The 17,156-nt window shown below is 39.5% G+C and carries 14 protein-coding genes; 7 read left to right on the top strand and 7 right to left on the bottom strand.

Annotated elements, in window-relative coordinates; genetic code table 11:
* The first annotated feature begins 20 nt into the window (after window positions 1-20).
* Complete coding sequence (locus AC59JT_RS15730) at window positions 21-1,115, top strand: alpha/beta hydrolase (protein WP_497400630.1); 1,095 nt, start codon at window positions 21-23, stop codon at window positions 1,113-1,115.
* A gap of 74 nt (window positions 1,116-1,189) precedes the next feature.
* Here AC59JT_RS15730 and AC59JT_RS15735 read toward each other — a convergent pair whose 3' ends face one another.
* A complete protein-coding gene (locus tag AC59JT_RS15735) occupies window positions 1,190-2,614 on the bottom strand; it encodes a sulfatase (protein ID WP_497400632.1) in 1,425 nt (474 codons plus the stop codon).
* Window positions 2,615-2,808: 194 nt separating this feature from the next.
* Entirely contained in the window at window positions 2,809-4,101 is a 1,293-nt protein-coding gene (locus AC59JT_RS15740) for a hypothetical protein (RefSeq protein WP_497400635.1), read from the bottom strand.
* A gap of 514 nt (window positions 4,102-4,615) precedes the next feature.
* On the opposite strand from AC59JT_RS15740, the gene AC59JT_RS15745 reads away from it, so the two are divergent.
* The 6 genes from AC59JT_RS15745 to AC59JT_RS15770 all read left to right on the top strand — a co-directional run bounded on the left by AC59JT_RS15745 (window position 4,616) and on the right by AC59JT_RS15770 (window position 13,832).
* Window positions 4,616-6,919 carry a DGQHR domain-containing protein gene (locus AC59JT_RS15745; protein WP_497400637.1) on the top strand — a complete coding sequence of 768 codons (2,304 nt, stop codon included), beginning with the start codon at window positions 4,616-4,618 and terminating at the stop codon, window positions 6,917-6,919.
* 72 nt (window positions 6,920-6,991) lie between these two features.
* The gene (locus AC59JT_RS15750) at window positions 6,992-8,233 is read left to right on the top strand and encodes a DNA adenine methylase (protein WP_497400639.1); all 1,242 of its coding nucleotides are present in this window, start codon (window positions 6,992-6,994) and stop codon (window positions 8,231-8,233) included.
* The gene (locus AC59JT_RS15755; RefSeq protein ID WP_497400641.1) at window positions 8,226-10,451 is read left to right on the top strand and encodes a DGQHR domain-containing protein; all 2,226 of its coding nucleotides are present in this window, start codon (window positions 8,226-8,228) and stop codon (window positions 10,449-10,451) included. Before AC59JT_RS15750 ends, AC59JT_RS15755 begins: the two co-directional genes overlap by 8 nt.
* Window positions 10,452-10,453: 2 nt before the next feature.
* A complete protein-coding gene (locus tag AC59JT_RS15760) occupies window positions 10,454-11,809 on the top strand; it encodes a hypothetical protein (protein WP_497400643.1) in 1,356 nt (451 codons plus the stop codon).
* 10 nt (window positions 11,810-11,819) lie between these two features.
* The gene (locus AC59JT_RS15765) at window positions 11,820-13,115 is read left to right on the top strand and encodes a DUF6602 domain-containing protein (protein WP_497400645.1); all 1,296 of its coding nucleotides are present in this window, start codon (window positions 11,820-11,822) and stop codon (window positions 13,113-13,115) included.
* 42 nt (window positions 13,116-13,157) lie between these two features.
* On the top strand, window positions 13,158-13,832 hold the full coding sequence (locus AC59JT_RS15770; RefSeq protein WP_497400647.1) for a hypothetical protein: 675 nt from the start codon (window positions 13,158-13,160) through the stop codon (window positions 13,830-13,832).
* 574 nt (window positions 13,833-14,406) lie between these two features.
* Here AC59JT_RS15770 and AC59JT_RS15775 read toward each other — a convergent pair.
* The 5 genes from AC59JT_RS15775 to AC59JT_RS15795 form a co-directional block, all read right to left on the bottom strand.
* Window positions 14,407-14,859 (bottom strand): helix-turn-helix domain-containing protein, encoded by a 453-nt coding sequence (locus AC59JT_RS15775; RefSeq protein ID WP_497400649.1) that lies wholly within the window; start codon window positions 14,857-14,859, stop codon window positions 14,407-14,409.
* A gap of 2 nt (window positions 14,860-14,861) precedes the next feature.
* The gene (locus tag AC59JT_RS15780; RefSeq protein WP_497400651.1) at window positions 14,862-15,194 is read right to left on the bottom strand and encodes a type II toxin-antitoxin system HigB family toxin; all 333 of its coding nucleotides are present in this window, start codon (window positions 15,192-15,194) and stop codon (window positions 14,862-14,864) included.
* 79 nt (window positions 15,195-15,273) lie between these two features.
* Window positions 15,274-15,783 (bottom strand): hypothetical protein, encoded by a 510-nt coding sequence (locus tag AC59JT_RS15785; protein ID WP_497400653.1) that lies wholly within the window; start codon window positions 15,781-15,783, stop codon window positions 15,274-15,276.
* Window positions 15,780-16,694 (bottom strand): relaxase/mobilization nuclease domain-containing protein, encoded by a 915-nt coding sequence (locus AC59JT_RS15790; RefSeq protein ID WP_497400655.1) that lies wholly within the window; start codon window positions 16,692-16,694, stop codon window positions 15,780-15,782. The genes AC59JT_RS15785 and AC59JT_RS15790 overlap by 4 nt, the downstream gene beginning before the upstream one ends.
* Window positions 16,669-17,061, bottom strand: coding sequence for a MobC family plasmid mobilization relaxosome protein (locus tag AC59JT_RS15795; RefSeq protein WP_497400656.1), 393 nt, complete (start codon window positions 17,059-17,061; stop codon window positions 16,669-16,671). Before AC59JT_RS15795 ends, AC59JT_RS15790 begins: the two co-directional genes overlap by 26 nt.
* Window positions 17,062-17,156 lie beyond the last annotated feature (95 nt).

Below are 17,156 nucleotides of genomic sequence, written 5' to 3' on the forward strand. Positions count from 1 at the left end.
AAATTTTAATAATGAGACCAATGAAGTTAAAAATGAATATTTGCCTGATGGCCTTCGTTGGCTTAAGCTTAAATGCGGCTTTCGCCCAGATACCCATTCGCGACCCGCATACGCTGGGTTATGTTAAGGCGAAAGAGCTCCCTGACGGGGAAATACCCTCGGCAAAGGCAAATGGCAATTTTATTATCGGCCCAACGCATACGCCCTCGCCGGACGCTATAGTTCAGGCCGATGTCCCGCAGGGAACCGTTTATCGTTTCACCATCAGTTCAACCGACAGCAAAATTTATCCGGGCATCGGGCGCGTACCAGATGTGCGTGGCACTGCAGACCCGTCAGATCCGGCCAAAATCATTGTTAATAACAGCCAGCCCAAGCCTTATACCCGTCAAATGGCTATTTACGTGCCAAAACAATATGTTGCCGGTACCGCCGCGCCATTTATTATTGGTGCCGATGGGCCCGATAATTTACTGTTTACCGTACTGGATAATCTGATAGCTAAAAACAAAGTGCCGGCAATGGTGGCTATTTCTATAGGCAATGGCAGCGGAGACGCGCAAGGCAGCCAGCGTGGCCTGGAGTATGATACCATGAGCGGGCTGTATGCCGAATTTGTTGAAAGCGAAATACTGCCCCTGGTAGAAAGCAAATGCGGCGTTAAACTAACTAAAGATCCATCGGCCCGCGCTACCATGGGCGGCAGCTCCGGCGGATCATGCGCCCTGATCATGGCCTGGTATCATCCGGAATTGTATCGCCGGGTACTTACTTACTCAGGCACCTTTATTAACCAACAATGGCCACACAATCCCGAAACGCCGCACGGTGCCTGGGGTTTTCACGAAACTATAGTCCCCAACAGCCCTAAAAAGCCCCTACGCATATGGATGGAGGTTGGCGACCAGGATCTGTTTAACCCCAACGTTATGCGTGATAACATGCATGATTGGGTTGTGGCTAATGAAACCATGGCCAAAGTACTGGCGGATAAAAAATATCCTTACCAGTTTATATTCGCCAAAAACGCTAAGCATGTGGATGGTGCTGTAAAAAGGCAAACACTGCCCGAAGCTTTGGAGTGGCTTTGGAAAGATTACAAAGCTGTTAAATGATCGTCTCGCTATAAAACAAAACGCCTGTTAGCAAAAATGTTAACAGGCGTTTTGTTATGATGATGGATAATTTATTAGTCGTCTGCCGGATTCAGCTTCGCTTTCTTCAACTTCTGCGCGCTTATTACCGGGTCGAATGCCGGGTTCTTGGTAGGCATGCCCGCGTGTACGGCGCTTAGATATGCTGTAAGCTGATCGTCCATTTTTTTCACCATTGCAGGGTACTTCTTGTTAACAGGGTGTTTTTCCTCACGGTCAACATCAAGGTCGTATAAAAACTTTTCATCGGTTTCGTAGGATACGATCAGTTTAAAATGGTCTTCTATAATAGCTGTTGTCGGATATGATTCTTTACCCAAAACATAGTTGGGCCAGTGAAACACCATAAAATCATATGGCCGTTTTACAGTTCCTTGTCCTCCGTTTTTTAGCACCGATGCAAAGCTGCCGCCATCCAAATTTTCGGGCAGTTTTTTTATGCCCAGCCAGTCGCAAATGGTGGGGAAAATATCCCAGCCCACAATACGCACATTGCTTACTTTGTTATGTGCTATCCCCGGCCCGGCAATTATAAAAGGTGTACGTATACCGGCTTCCCAAACGGTAGCTTTTGATCCGCGCAGCTGACCACTGGTATTGCCCGGGTTTAATCCAGGGATAGCGCCATTGTCTGACAGGTAGATGATGTAGGTATTGTCTTCAATGCCCAGGTCTTTTATTTTTTTAAGTAGGGCGCCAACACCGGTATCAAGGTCCTCTGTCATGGCGGCATAGGCTACATTATTGTGACGCGAGCCCGGCTTCATGTTTTTGTATTTGGCCCTGGTGCTATCATTGGTTTGAATAGGTTGGTGAACCGCATAGTGCGACACTTGTAAAAAGAAAGGTTTCTTAGCCGCTACCTGTTTGTCCATCCAGTCGCAGCTGCGTTTGGTTACGCTGAAAATATATTTGGGGTCGCCTTCTACTTTTTTAGTTCCGTTCCCGGTCGGGCCGTCGCCGGCATCATAGCCGTGTGCTTCCGGGCCCAATTTATCCTGGTGCCATTTGCCAAAATAGGCGGTAGCATATTCAGGGCGGTTTTGTTTGATGATTTGCGCTATGGCTACTTCGGATGTTGATAAGCCCCGGCTGTTTGGTGGCGAAACCAATTTAAACTCCGGGTTTGTAGAACCGCCCGAACGGTTTATAATATCGGTTAAACCCAAACGTGCCGGTGTTTTACCGGTTTGTATGCTGGCCCTGCTTGGCGAGCAGTTGGGGTGCGATGTATAGCCGTTTGTAAAGCGGATACCCTGTGCTGCAAATTTCTCCAGGTTGGGCGTACGCATAAAATCGCTGGCCGAGCGCGGGTCTTTCGGGTCCATTTGTACAGACGTGCCGCCCCAACCCTGATCATCAGTAAGGATAAGGACAATGTTAGGCTGCTTAGGCGATTGCGCAAAAAGCGACAGGCTGCTTAAACTAAGCAGGCATGACAGTAGGTAATGTGTTTTCATGTGTTAAACACCTGATTTATATCGGTAACATCAAATGTAAAAACGCCGCTGCTCTTTACGAATACAACAGGCACGATTGAGACGAATGCGTCAAAAATAGACACAAACAAGGCTGGAAAGACCGTATTGATTCGCTTTTTAACAAAACGCCCGGTAAAATCATCTACAGAGCGTTTTTGCAGTTCACCAACATATCAACTTGTAATAAACTTATCATACAGGTCCCAAACCGAAGCGCCGGTAACCACTTCCTTCATTTGGGCCATAATAATATCATCGCCATTACAGCGCAGGTTGATCATGCCATATTTGATCTTGTCCTTTTTTATATCGCTAGACCGGGCCAGCTCGGTAGAAAACACCAGCGGCCTCAATGATTTAGAGTATTTTCCGGCGCAGCCGATAGCATCGGCACGCGGGTGCGAATAGGATTCGTTATCGCCCGAAGATATCACCGTAGCGTAAGGATTTACTTTGGCCATATACTCTACCGTAAACTCTGAAGCACCATGATGGCATGACTTGGCAATATCTACATCGAAAGGGTTTTGTGGCGGGTTCAAAGCGCCGTAGTGTGCCAACAAGTGTTCTTCTGCCGGCGTGTTCAGGTCGCCGCCAAATAAAACGGTACGCTGGCCGTAGGTCAATTTCAGCACCACGCTGTGGCCGTTAATGGTGTGAGCCTCGTCTTCAAAATACGGATAACGCTTCGTGCCCGGCGATATCACCGGACCTAAAAAATCCAGTTTCAGCGTTTTGCCCGCAATGTCTTTGCTGATAGATGGCGTTTTATGATCAGCGCGTACAATGTTTTGCAGGCGGTTTTGTTGCTTCGCATTGCTTAGCGCGAATACAAACTTTTCCAACAGGTCAAGCATACCGCCTTTGGTTTTAAGCGCTTCCAGGTCGGCTAAGGTATTAAACGTCGTGGTTAAGTATCCTGCTTCGGTTCGGCCCAGCTCTGTATTGTATTCTGCGGGAAAGTTGGCCTTGCTATCATTAAACTTGGCTATGCCATTATGGATGATGGTGCCAAACGTGTAGTGGTCGTCATTAATAATGTCAATCAGCCCCGCGTAATGGTCCTTATCAAAATGGCTGATCACTACATAATCAAAGTGCACCTTTTCGCCCCTGTCAAAATAGTATTTGTATTGCCATTTGCTCAGGTAATTGGCCAGGTTATCATCAGGGCCTCCATCTATCAGCATTTTAAATTTGTTGCCAACTTCAACCAGTGCGCCATCGCCCTGGCCAACGTCAACAAAAAATATTTTCATGCCGGGCTCGTCGCCAATGTCGGCACTGTTTATCCAGCCGGTGGTGCCAAAGGCTTTAACTTCCTGCCAGGCGCCATTGGTTTGCCCGGTAAGCGCCACATACGAACCCATTAATATCGTGTTGTTTTTGCTTTTGCCCACGCCATGCGTGTCAATGCCTTTAAAGGTGTTAGCCCAAAGGCTGGTTACTATTTTGTAAACTGACATAGTGAAAGGTTTTGATTATCACTAATTTACAAACAAAATATTATGTGAAGATTAAATTTGGGGCTGATTTTTTGATTGCCTATTGGTTCGCAACGCTGCAAAATAAAAAAGCCTCACCTGTTTACAACAGGTAAGGCTTAATTTCCGTTTGTCGGGATGGCAGGATGCATCCGAAACGCTCTAATGTATTGATTATCAAATGCTTTAATTACGCCCTATTTACGAGGGTGTGGTTTAGGGCATTTTCTGAAACTTCTAAGGAACTATTGCGCACTTGTTGACTTTTTATTTGCTGTCAATGCTTATCAAAAATAGGATAAAAAAGCTTTCAGAGCAATTCATTTTCAAATATTGTTTGAGAATCCTTTAACCAAATTCATTGACGCATTTTGTAACTTAAATTAACATACTGGTAATTTTACTCAACAATAATTTCTACCTTAACATTTTATTGCATAAAAGGATTCAAACTAAATATTTGGCTTAGTTACCTAAAACCTGTTATTATTATATCATGATTGAAAATGTTAAAGACATTTCTGCTTTTGTAGGATTATCTCGTTTAAAGGGTCGTGCCTTTGAAATAAAAGCAATTCACCCAGCTGACTTGGAAGTCTATGTTGCTCAAGGGTGGGAATTTTATAAAAAATTAACAAAAACGGTTCAGGTTAGAAGAAGTAAACAGCACTCATTGCTATTAGAAGATCGAGTGTGGACTATGTTTTTCAAAATGGGTTTTAGCCAGCTTTCTGGTCAGGGTGGCGGTCAACTTATTATCAATCCAAAAGAAAAAAATTCGCCAAAGTCTCAAATTGACATTGTCGCTTTAGACCGTGAGGTCGCTATTGCGATTGAATGCAAATCATCTGCAGATTATAAAAAGCGGCTTCAGTTCCAAGAAGAATTAGGTAAATTTTCTCAAATAAAAGATCCGTTTATTAAAGCAATTAGAAACAATTTTTCTAATGATGGGGTCAAAAAGCAGCCTGTATTTATCATGTTTTTAAGTAAGGCTATTTTAAATGAAAACGATAAAGAAAGAGCGAAGCAATCTAATATTATATTGTTCGACGATGTTGACTTAACCTATTATGAAAACTTAGTCAACCATCTCGGTCCTGCCGCTAAATATCAAATTTTGTCGGATATGCTTCCTGGTAAAGAAATTCCTGGGTTGTCTATTAAAATCCCTGCTATTAAAAGTAAAATGGGCGGTAACAACTGCTATACATTCTCTATATCACCAGAATTTTTGTTGAAGATCGCGTACGTTTCGCATCGATCTAAGGGCAAAGCTTCTGATATAAATACATATCAGCGAATGCTGACTAAATCGCGGCTAAATAAAATCAGAGAATATCTATCAGAGGACGGTATATTTCCCACTAATATCATTTTAAATATCGAAAAAAATAGGCTTAATTTTCAAAGGGTCAAACAAGAAGGTGATCAGGATGATGAGACTAATGCGGGGATACTTGGTTGGCTAGATATCAAAGCTGCTTATAAATCAGCGTGGATTATTGATGGTCAACATCGCCTATATGCTTATTCTGGACATCCTAAATCGCATAAAAGTAAGCTTTCAGTGATGGCTTTCGAAGGGCTTAAACCGAGTAAGCAAGCAGAACTGTTCATCGACATCAACGCAAAACAAAAGAGCGTCAAACAATCACTATTGCAAGAGTTATTTGCTGAATTGCACTGGGATTCGGATAAGTTATCTGATCGTGTAAGTGCAATCATTTCAAAAAGCATACAGGATTTAAACAACGACCCTGGCTCGATATTGTTTAACAGGATTCAAACCACTGATGGCGTTAAAGATAATGTTAGATGTATCACTTTAAAAAGTCTCTTTGATCAAATTGAGAAAAAGGGTTTTTTTATCGCTAAGGAACGTGGCGGAAATGTGCTTGAGTACGGCCCACTTTGGGCTGGCAATAACAATAGTACGTTAAAACGAGCTACATTCATCCTCAACGGATGGTTAAGTGAAGTTGCCAATCACAATACTGCCTGGTGGAATTTGGGGTCTGCACCCGGTGGGGGCCTATCAATGAATGATGGTGTTGCTGCCATTTTTTCTGTACTCAGAAATCTTTTTGAACTTTTAGAAAGGAAAGGTTTCAAATTAGTGAGTTATTCGGACTTAGAATTGCTGGAAATCATTAAACCTTATAGTGTAGCACTGAGTCAATTCTTAGCAGGGTTAACTGAGATACAACAAAAGTCATTTAGGGATCTGCGAGGTATTCAGGGAATAACTTATCGCACCATGCAATGTCAGGTTGGCATGAGAAATATCATGCCGGAATTCAACCCTGACGGATTAGATGAGTGGCAAAGCCTTCAGAAACAGCAGACCAACAAAAATGCTAAGGAAATCATTGATCAAATGGAGATTAGTTTGCAAAATGATATTATAAATGAGTTAAAGCTGAATATTGGCACAGATGATGAAATATGGTGGTATGAGGGTATTCCACAAACGATAAGAACCAAAGTATCCAGCCGTATGGAGGAAGACAAAAATAAAAGAGGAGGTAAAGAATATTATTTTGATCTGTTGGACTACAAAAAAATCATACACGATAACTGGGAAATTTTTGAAAAGAAATTTGGATACGGCAAGGGCGGTAAAGACAAGAGAACTGAATGGTTAGATTTTATTAATGAAGTTAGAAGAATAGTTGCCCATGCTTCATCTGGCAAAACCGTAACTTTAGAAAATTACCAACGTTTACAGACATTAAACCAATGGCTGGGTGTTCAAATTGATGAGTTACAAGAAGAGGTATTATCTGCAGATGAGTAATTTAGTTTCTAATACCAATATAAATTTAAAAAAAACTGTCGGACAACCTTATTTGATAGCTTTGCAAGTGTTATGTTTATAGTTTCCGATACCCAGAAAAGTGATAATTATGCCGATAAGCGCGGCAATATCACAGCCATTCCGCATATTGTTAAATATATGGGGTCTAAGAAACCAATAATAGATTTTATTACAAACGCTATTGTTGACATTCACACAGATCTCGATTTACCCGTCTGCGACTTATTTTCGGGCTCATGTTCAGTTTCTGCAGCATTAAGAAAACAGCTGAACTTTATATCGAATGACGTACAAGAGTATTCTGAAATATTGGCAAAAACTTATTTTTCAGATTTGAGCCATATAGATTATTCCGAAATCCGCGAGCAAATTTTGTTGGTGGCAAAACAACATGAACTGCTTTTCAAAAAGAAGTTCCCAGATTTATTTTTTGATTACTCTCAAGTTCATACCCTTGAGTTTTATCAACATATCGAATCTTTGCAACGAAAATTATTGGAAGGCAAAAAAATTGGATTTGACTTTCACTTGTTTGTTAAAATGTATTCAGGCACTTACTGGTCATTTGAACAATGCGTTTGGATTGATTCACTCAGAAAAAGTGCTGAGAATTTCAAAACATCTCCTGTCTACTATCCTATTATGTCAAGCATCATGTATGCGATGTCTTACAGTACGCAGAGTACAGGTCATTTCGCACAATACCGGGATGGCAATAGTATTGATGCAATGAATAACATCATAACTTACCGGCAAAAAAACTTGGAGGAACTTTTTTTTAAAAAGCTTAAAGAACTTTTTGATTGCTTGGATAATTCGTTGAAAACACTAGAAACCTCTACGCTTAGCTTTGAAAAATGTCTTGAAAGGGTCCCGGAGGGGTGTACCGTATACGCCGACCCTCCCTACGCCCCAGTGCATTATTCAAGATTTTATCATGCATTAGAAACCCTCACTAAGTATGATTACCCAACGATCACGCATAAAGGCAGATATCGTGATGATCGCCATCAATCCCCGTTTTCGCAAAAAACGAAAGCCACAAAGGCATTTGAAGACTTGTTTCGTGGCGTTTTGGCCAAAAAAGCACAATTGGTGCTAAGTTATAGCGATAATGGGGTTGTGAAAATTGAAGAAATAAAAGATTTAGCCAAATCTATTTTTACGATAAAGAGTTACGATTTACACGTTAAGCCATTGGAGCATAAACACAGCACGATGGGACGCTATGAAGATCCGGAACGTGACGTTGTCGAATATTTAATTGTTGCTAGTTTTAAAAGAAATGCCTAAAGAACCATCTATCACTAACCTAAATGCCTCCTTAACTAAGTATGATACCGTTAAGGTAATTCCAATTGTTTTAAACAATGAGATAAATGTATATTTAAATAGGGAAAAGCCAATTGATCCCCCTACTTTATATCATTTTCTGGGTATGGATTCTCTGGACGATGAGCTTCCTTCTTTTTGGAAAGAAATTTATAATTACCCCGATCAATTAGGTCTGTTCGCGTTGGTTGCATCTATCACCACTCATGCTTTCACCATCGATTTGTTTGCTGATAAAAGTTCATTGGGTAATATGGCTGGCCTCTTAGATATTGATAAGGACAAGCAACTAACTAATATTAGAGGCATGCTCGTTGAATCTGGTGCTGCAGATAAAATATTTAGAAGAAAATCACAAGTTCCTTATGATTTGTCATTATTATTTACATCAGGAGAAGTTGGTAAATTAACCAAGCAGCTATTAGTTAATAGGTTAGAAACCATAGGATACGGTAAAGAGGAAGCACAGAATAACTTTTTAGAGCTTTCCGAACGTTATAAATTTAATAAATTATTGAGTTTAAACATGACTCAATATGAGCAATGGGTTAATGGCACTGGCATATCTAATTCACTTTATGAACTAGAGAAGAACGGTATTACATTTGAAAAATATGGCCGAATAAAAGCTTTAAAAGTTAAACAATGGCTTAACTCTTGGGATCATGTTCCTAACTTCAATACAAAAAACAGAAAAAAGCCAGGAAAGTATTTTTTTCAGTTCAACATTCCGGCTTTGTTGCTCAAACGTATATACTCTGTACATTCCCGTAATTCGTCTGTAGCGAGAAGCGATGAACAATTTAGCCAAAGAAAACATAGTGAGGATAGGTCTAATGAGATAAGAGAATATGTAAACGGCGGCTTCCCATGGTCAACAATTTCAGCTCAACAAAAGGATACCGAAACTTACAGAAATTTACAAATGCCAGGCTGGTTACCTACTTCAATTATTGCTAATATACTGGGAGCACATAGCGTCCGAAGGCAAAATGTAATCGAAGACGATTCCACCATTCAAATTATTGACATTGATGAGAACTTTGCAGAACTAGTTTTACCTAAACGAATTTGGTCAGAGAACTGGACACCAATTGTATCACCAATTGAAATTATTGACGGTCAACATCGTATTAAAGCCTTTGACCACATATCAGAATTAGAAGGTACTTTTGAATTTCCAGTAGTAGCATTTTACGATCTGGACTTTACGTGGCAGGCTTATTTATTTTACACTATCAATATAAAGCCTAAGCGTATCAACACAAGTCTAGCTTATGATCTTATGCCGTTACTTCGAATACAAGACTGGCTAGAGCAAGATTTGAATGGTCCAGATGTTTATAAAAAAGTTCGCGCACAAGAACTTACTGAGCTACTTTGGAAAAGTCCAGTCAGCCCTTGGTATAATAGGATCAATATGCTCGGCAACACTGGTGATAATAGCGGTGGTCCTGTTTCTCAGAATGCCTTCATAAACTCACTTACTACCAGTTTTGTAAAAAAATGGGATGGTAAGCTTGGCGGTTTATTTGGCGGAGAAATGAACGTAGGCGAACAGGATATTATACAATGGGACAAGGAAACACAAGCTGCCTACCTAATAACTATATGGAAGGCAATAAATTCCGCTGTTGGAAAAAGCAATACGGAATGGGTAACAGACCTCAAAAAACGACCTACAGAAAGTCAGATAGCAACACCTAGTGAGCTTAGCTTCGCATTTACACATCCTCTAAGTTTCTTCACTACAGATCAGGGAATACGTCCAATATTATTCCTCTTTAATGATTTATCGTTTGTTGCATATGACTCCCTAAAGCTAAATAAGTTTTACGTATCTGTTGACACTGAAAAATTTACTACTGATGAGGCGATTGAAAAAATCGTCAATTCTTTCCGAGCTGAAAAGGTAATTTATGATTTTTTAAACGCGATATCTGAGGAGGTTGTAGAAAAATTTGATTGGCGCACGCCGTCGGCATTTGATCCGCAAATACCAGAACAAGACAAAAAGCGACAAAATCAAAATCAATTCCGGGGCAGTGGTGGCTACCGGGAAATGCGAATTCAACTACTTCGTATTTTATCACAATCCACCAAGCAAATTCATTTCAACAATGGTATGAAGCCATTATCCGAAATCGCCATCGATGTTCAATCAAAATTAGGATTGTAGTTATGGCCTTTACGAATATCACAAATATAAATTTAGCATCAAGTAATTCTATTATTACCGCCTTAGCAAGTTTGCGAAGCACTTATAACCCAAAGAATGCTTGGCAAAACAATGGTGAAAACCGCTATATAGTAGATACAGTAACTAAAGTTAAAGCTGATTTAACAGCAGGCACATTAAATAATGCTGAAGTAATTAAATATGTTTCTACCTCGGTGTTTATACATTGCTTCAATGGTTGGGCGTACTTGTCGTCAGCGGTTAATTCTTTGTTGGAAGGAGAATATGGAAACGCCATACACAACGCATATTACGCGGAATTAAGAGGCATAATGTCATTTATGGCAGGCCAGGGTGTTGGCACATTTAATGGAGCAAATATTGTAATTGATTCAACGGGCAATGTCCATTCAGCTTTACCTTTAAATTTGCAAACTCACGTATTCGCGAAAAGTGCCTTTGACACTTGGTTAAATGTTCCTGGTAACGCAACTCACATTTTCGACGCCTTTACCTCTCAAAATAAATCCTTAAGTGACTGGCTTACTGCTACCGGATTTAGTTCAGAGATGGCTGGCTATCAAGCATCAACCTGGCTGCAAAATTGGAGTATGGATCTAAATGTAATCGACACGGAGCAAAAATTAAGGAATTTTGTAAGCTATAACCCTCAAACTTTTGATCTCACTCATAATGTGCTAGCAGACGATGTAAAGGAGCGTGCTAAATTTGTTATTGACCTATGGAATTTGTGTTCACCGTCGGGAACTTTTGCTGATACCATCCTTAGAAACTCGTTGGAAAAAATGTATAACGATTTATTTTCGTATACCGGAATGAACCAACTAGATATCGAAAAGGACATTAAGCCTATTTTTACTGCACTGGGCAAGAATCCAAATGACGTACAAAGTCAAAACTTAATCGATTTTTTGAGAAGAGTCACGATACCCACAGATAATTTAGTTTTTGATCATGCTAAAAACATAAATTATTCAGTACCCGTATTGGAAAGTCAAATTGATCCGATGGGAATTATTTCACGTGCTTGTTTGATTTTGCTAGTTAATACTAAGATGATTGAAAATCTTATACGTATTTCTGGAACCACCAAAGCTGATTTAAAGTTTTGGTTTGATAGCATTGGACCAAAACTGGGCTACTGGAATTTAGCTTCTGAGCCTTATCTACTGTCAGATTTATGGGGCGACGTACAATTTGAATTGTCTGACATTCAAACTTGGATTGATAATCCTGCCACTGTGTTTACCCCTTTCAACTTCAAGACTAATTTTCACAATTCGATGCCACACCATAAAAGTCTAGGGAAGGCTTGCTTGTGGAATCTAGGACTATAGGTTAATAAAAATGATTTTTGAAATAAATTCTATTGCAGACCTGCTTTCAAATTTTGTTCCTCAAGGCGTTCGACTGGTAGAACAGGCTATTACGGATAATAACATAAAGCACCCTGTAACAATAGGGACTATGTATGAAGGACTAACAAAAGAAGTATTAGAAAGATCAATATTTTCAGAGTTAGATTTGAAAGTTTTAACAAACTGCCATATTGAGGGAACCACAAAAGAATTTGATGTTTTACTTGTTGAAGGTCCAGCAAAACAACTACCTTTTTCGGACAGGTTTGTCGTAAATCCGGAGCAAGTCTTAGCCGTAATTCAAGTTAAAAAAAATCTTTATTCTTCTGATATAGCTGATAGCTACGAAAACATGAAAATGTTGATTGATCGCTATGACGAAAAGGAACTTGAGCCTTACATGACACGCCTTATAAGAGATGCCTTCAGAGCAATTTGCGGCAAAGATATTTTAATTGAATCAAATGAAACGTTATCAGATCAGGAAAAGGCAATTTATTGGTCATTGAGAGCTGATGCTTTATTACCAGTAAGAGTAGTTTGGGGATTTAACGGGTTTGTAAGTGAATATTCATTCCGAGAATCTTTTTATCAATATTTAGCTGGTAATATCACCACTGACATTAATAACTATATCAAATACTACGGCCCACACAACTTTCCCAGCTTAATTATTTGTAATAATTATTCTCTATTCAAACTAAACGGCATGCCTTTTGGTTACCCTCTTTTTAAAGACGGGAGCTGGCCTTTTTACGCATCGTCACCTAATAATTTCACAAAGAATATTCTCGAACTTATCTGGACGCGTTTAAGTTACAAATTCAAGTTACCAACGGAAATTTTTGGAGAAGACCTGGATGTTGAACAAGCAAACGCTTTTTTAGATTGCACATATGGTGAAATTTCAGGCAAGGGCGGGTGGAACTATCATGCGTTTCAGCCGAAAAAAGAATTTTTTGAAAGGCCATTGGAAACTATTGAGTGGCAACCCGTATTTATAGATCAAAAACAGTTTGTTATTATAAACCAGCTTGGAAGAAAGGGTTCAATTGATGTTATTAGCGATGTGAAATTATTGGAGTTCATTCTAGAGGATAAGGTATATGCCTCATTGGAAGAATTTATAAATAAAATAACGTCTACGGGACTAGTCACCTTTAACGGAAAAACGTTAAGGCTATTAACTGATGAATGTCAATGCGTTTTCTTGCCCGACGGGCGTGTTGTTGCCGGTGAAAACAAAAGTGGGAGACTGACAAACTGGGTTATGAGGAATACTTAAAAGAATATAACCTACTATAAACTTTGGCCTTAAAACAAAAACATGAACAAAATTTTACCACCTAAGTTATTTCGGGGAGATGACGACTACGAAAATAAAAGATTGCTGCGCTCCACCAGTCACTTTAACCAGTTTCATACAAACCTGATAAATGGCGGCATTGGAAAAAAGATATTTGCTAAGCCGTTAATAGATTTGACAAACGAGCATATTCTCTCAAAGTTTCCTGGCTCACATTTTCTTTCATTTACTGACAGCAAGCTGGCAGCTTTCCGTTACGGTTTAAATTTACAGAAGATAGACCAAAGCGTTGTAGATGCGTGCTGCAATAGATATTTCGAAGATAACAAACAATGGGATTTTGCCTTATTGACTATAGATACAAGTCTTTTAAAAATTAAAAATAACCCATTTCCGGGCGTGTACGAATGTTGGTATCAACCTACCTTACTTGAATTTGTACCTTTTGGCTTTTACCGTATTTTTCTAATTGACGCACCTACTGCATTGAAATATGTAGACTCACCTTCCTACAAAACAGCGCTGAATTATAGTAAATACGATAATGAATGGTTAGTGCTTCCCGCTATGCCAAAAGATTTTCAAGGTAGAATTGAGCATTCAGCGATACTTGATGGTGGTTGTTTTAGCAGAACCTACTATTATGAAATTGATCGCAGGGAGCGTGAATTGCATAATGTCATTTCCTATTCGTAATAGATCAACACAGTAATTATGCGTTATTTGCAAAAACATCATACGAACAAGGCACCTGTATAACTACAAACAATTACTTAGGTTCAACAAAATCATATTATTTTGTTGCAAGCAGTCACTTATGAAACACATCAACAATTCGGTTGCCTAGTTTGATGTTTAAGTTTACGTTTTACCCTTAATAGTGATCAATTGTTCATAACATAGGAGACGAACCGGTGAATTCTGCATACCATTCCATTATCAACGCTTAAGCAACCAAAAGCAGAAACAACGGAAGCTGTCAAGGGTGAGTGTCGGCCTTAAAAAAACAAATACAGGGCACTCATTTATATACCCTTTACTGCTTTCGTTGTGCAGGGTATCTTTGCGTATTGCGGTGAGAATATGATGAAATTTATTAATCAAGTCTTCGCGGGTATGTCGAGGTACGAGCGCATTCCTGCGCTGTTCAGCGAGGCTGGTGACAAAATGGAACCCGGCGCGATAGCGCGTGGTGTAATGTAGAAACTTGCCGCAGCGGGTTGCATCAGTCCTTCATATTATTGGCTAAAACACTATAAAATCTATAAAATTAATGTTTAGCTGCGTGAATTTGCTTAGAAGTATTTATCAAGCCTGGATTAGCGTAAGTATCAGCAGCAGGTGTCAACTTATAGTGCCTGTTAAAAGCGTCTTGTCTAACTTTGAAATAATCAGCCAGTTTTCTAATAACTTCTTTAGACAGTCCCTTTTTATAGTTTAATATATCAGATACATAACCCTTACTAATGCCCAGTATAGCAACTAAATGCTGTGGTTTCAAATGATGATCCTGCATAAAGGAACGTAGTAAAGTAATAGGGTCGCTTTCTTTAAACGTGTTATTTTCTTCATCGAATTTCTCGATCAACAGCGTTAACAAATCAACTTCATCCTGTATCGCGCTGTTAATATCACCAGAGAGCAAACCTTCCAATTGGTTACAATACTCTTCGTATTGGCTTTTGTCTTTTATGACGGTATATTTTAAAACTGTTGTTTCCATGTTCAATAGAGATTAATTGTATACTGTTCACCCTGTTTGCAAACTTTATCATATTCCGCATGAGTTCCTAGCCAGCAAACAAAAAGATGTGCCTGCTTTGTTCCGAACACGTATTTGCAGATCATCCGGTAATTATTGCCGCCAATATCAAATACAACCCTGTTACTGCTTTTCCCTAACAGATCAGCAGTGTTATAAGTAAATTTCATATCCCCGGGCTGTTGCCAGTCAGCAAGCTTTAATTTTTCAGTCCAATCTTCCAGAGAAGATTTACTACGTGGTTGAAGCTTTGCAAACTCTTCCAGCGTTTGTTTTTTAATCAGATGAATTTTCATCTTATGCAAATTTAAATAAAAGTTCACAAAAAGAGAACTTTTAAAATGAAGTATTTATTCTTTGTTTTTCTGCTAAGGATTATTGGTTGGCTTTTTCCCAAGCTTCATCCATTCGCTTCCTTACTAACTTACTATCTGTATGCTTATTCATATAATTCCAAGCTTTGACATATTGGTCAGCCTGTTGATTGTATTCTTTTATCCTCCAAACGTCCAGTCCTCTTTGTGCTAAAGCAAATAAGAAGACTAATCCCATTAACAGTATCCCCCAGGGAATAAGATGACCAAAGACAATTTTATAATATTGGCCCTGGTTAGTTTCCGGAAATAGCAGGAAACGATATTGCTTTACAGGCTGTTTTGTTAAATCTAATTGCTGGATCTGTTGTGATAGCTTGTCAAGCTGTACATTGCCACAGTTTTGCTTGAGTTCATGAAGTTGAACGCTGATATCACATAACTCCTTTTTATAGTCAGGTATACTTATTTCAGGAATTTTAACTTCTTTCTTTTCATAACCGTTTATAGTCACAATCACTTGTTGCAATACTTCCTCTATTGCCTCAAGCTTTTCAAGTGTATCATTCATATCCTTCTTCCTTTCTTAAGTTTACGTTTGGTTCTTAATAACTCAAATGGTGTTGGAGCGTTCTGGTCGTGGTCGGGTTCTAACAATTTCTTTAATAGAGATTCTCCGTGAGTATCGTTAAATGAATTACTAAGTAGGATTGTATTGTCATTTATTGACGCGGTTTCCTGCCGCTGCGCCTGTTTTTTATTCAATTCGATAAGTTGATTTAACTTGCAATAACTCAGGCTTCGGTCTATTTCAGAACCTTTAAATTTAGTAATGCCCTTACTAAAGCTGATTCCTTGCACAGTGTCAGTTCCGCTTAAATACTTATAATGAGTTTGTATTCCTAGCTTAAGAAGTGCTGCTTCCAATTGCTGCCAGTTTTGCGCAACTTTAGCTACTGCTTTGATGGCATCAAACATTTCATATTTGATTTGATCTGAACCTTTAAGGCGTTGCCTGTTCACTTGTGCTTTACCCTCCGCTAAATGGTAGCCATATTTCAAGGTAATCTCTTTGCAAACTTTCGCATTAACTACTTTCTGGTAACGGTCAGAGATGGTCTGCCCATCATTACCCACGCGATTGTAAACCAAGTGTAAATGCGGATGCTGCCTGTCTGTATGCTGCACTATTAAATATTGAGTATCTCTAATTTTCATTTTGTGCATATACTCCTTTGCCCGCTCAACCATGATCGCATCGTTAAGCTTCACTTTATCTTTGACACTCCAACTTAAAACAATATGGCCAACAGCTTGTCCCAAGTTTGGGTTTAGCTTACGCTGAAAATTAAAGTCGCTCGTAATATCCTTAACGCTCGTTGTACGCACACCGCTTGCATCTAATATGCTCGCTTCCTCCCGCTGCAAATTGTAGGCTATGCACCCGGCAAAGCTTCTACCTGTAATCACTTTCCCTATCATCTCCAATCATTTTTTTAAGCAACTCATTTATTTCAGTCATTAACAACCTGCAATTTCTTTGGACGGTAAGCAAGCCGTTTAAATGAGCCAGATGTGTGAGCTGGTTAAGGTTATTTGCCATACCTGCCAGCACCCGCATATCGCCCGCTTCTTCGGTTGTCAACCGGGATACGACTTTCGCCTTTTGTGCCGACTTCCTGAAAAAATCGCTGATTGAAGTTCCGGCGTTTTTGGCTTTCGTAGCAATAGTAAATTGCTCCAAATCCGTTAACCTTATCATATAAATATGGCACCGTTTTATTTTCTTTTGTGGTCTGCCGCCTTTGCTTCGGATCACTTTTTCTGTTTTAATTTTCTCTTCTTCCATCACTGCCTCCTTTAAATTCCTTTCGATTTCTCCTGCTGCAACCAACGGGCGCGGAAGGCAAGTTTGCCGTTTAGCCGTTAAGGCGAAACGAGTTT

Source organism: Mucilaginibacter sp. A3364, assembly GCF_059690715.1.

Coding starts and splice junctions, on each gene's coding strand:
- AC59JT_RS15730 (WP_497400630.1), top strand. CDS start 21: ATGAAGTTAAAAATGAATATTTGCCTGATGGCCTTCGTTGGCTTAAGC.
- AC59JT_RS15735 (WP_497400632.1), bottom strand. CDS start 2,614: ATGAAAACACATTACCTACTGTCATGCCTGCTTAGTTTAAGCAGCCTG.
- AC59JT_RS15740 (WP_497400635.1), bottom strand. CDS start 4,101: ATGTCAGTTTACAAAATAGTAACCAGCCTTTGGGCTAACACCTTTAAA.
- AC59JT_RS15745 (WP_497400637.1), top strand. CDS start 4,616: ATGATTGAAAATGTTAAAGACATTTCTGCTTTTGTAGGATTATCTCGT.
- AC59JT_RS15750 (WP_497400639.1), top strand. CDS start 6,992: ATGTTTATAGTTTCCGATACCCAGAAAAGTGATAATTATGCCGATAAG.
- AC59JT_RS15755 (WP_497400641.1), top strand. CDS start 8,226: ATGCCTAAAGAACCATCTATCACTAACCTAAATGCCTCCTTAACTAAG.
- AC59JT_RS15760 (WP_497400643.1), top strand. CDS start 10,454: ATGGCCTTTACGAATATCACAAATATAAATTTAGCATCAAGTAATTCT.
- AC59JT_RS15765 (WP_497400645.1), top strand. CDS start 11,820: ATGATTTTTGAAATAAATTCTATTGCAGACCTGCTTTCAAATTTTGTT.
- AC59JT_RS15770 (WP_497400647.1), top strand. CDS start 13,158: ATGAACAAAATTTTACCACCTAAGTTATTTCGGGGAGATGACGACTAC.
- AC59JT_RS15775 (WP_497400649.1), bottom strand. CDS start 14,859: ATGGAAACAACAGTTTTAAAATATACCGTCATAAAAGACAAAAGCCAA.
- AC59JT_RS15780 (WP_497400651.1), bottom strand. CDS start 15,194: ATGAAAATTCATCTGATTAAAAAACAAACGCTGGAAGAGTTTGCAAAG.
- AC59JT_RS15785 (WP_497400653.1), bottom strand. CDS start 15,783: ATGAATGATACACTTGAAAAGCTTGAGGCAATAGAGGAAGTATTGCAA.
- AC59JT_RS15790 (WP_497400655.1), bottom strand. CDS start 16,694: ATGATAGGGAAAGTGATTACAGGTAGAAGCTTTGCCGGGTGCATAGCC.
- AC59JT_RS15795 (WP_497400656.1), bottom strand. CDS start 17,061: ATGGAAGAAGAGAAAATTAAAACAGAAAAAGTGATCCGAAGCAAAGGC.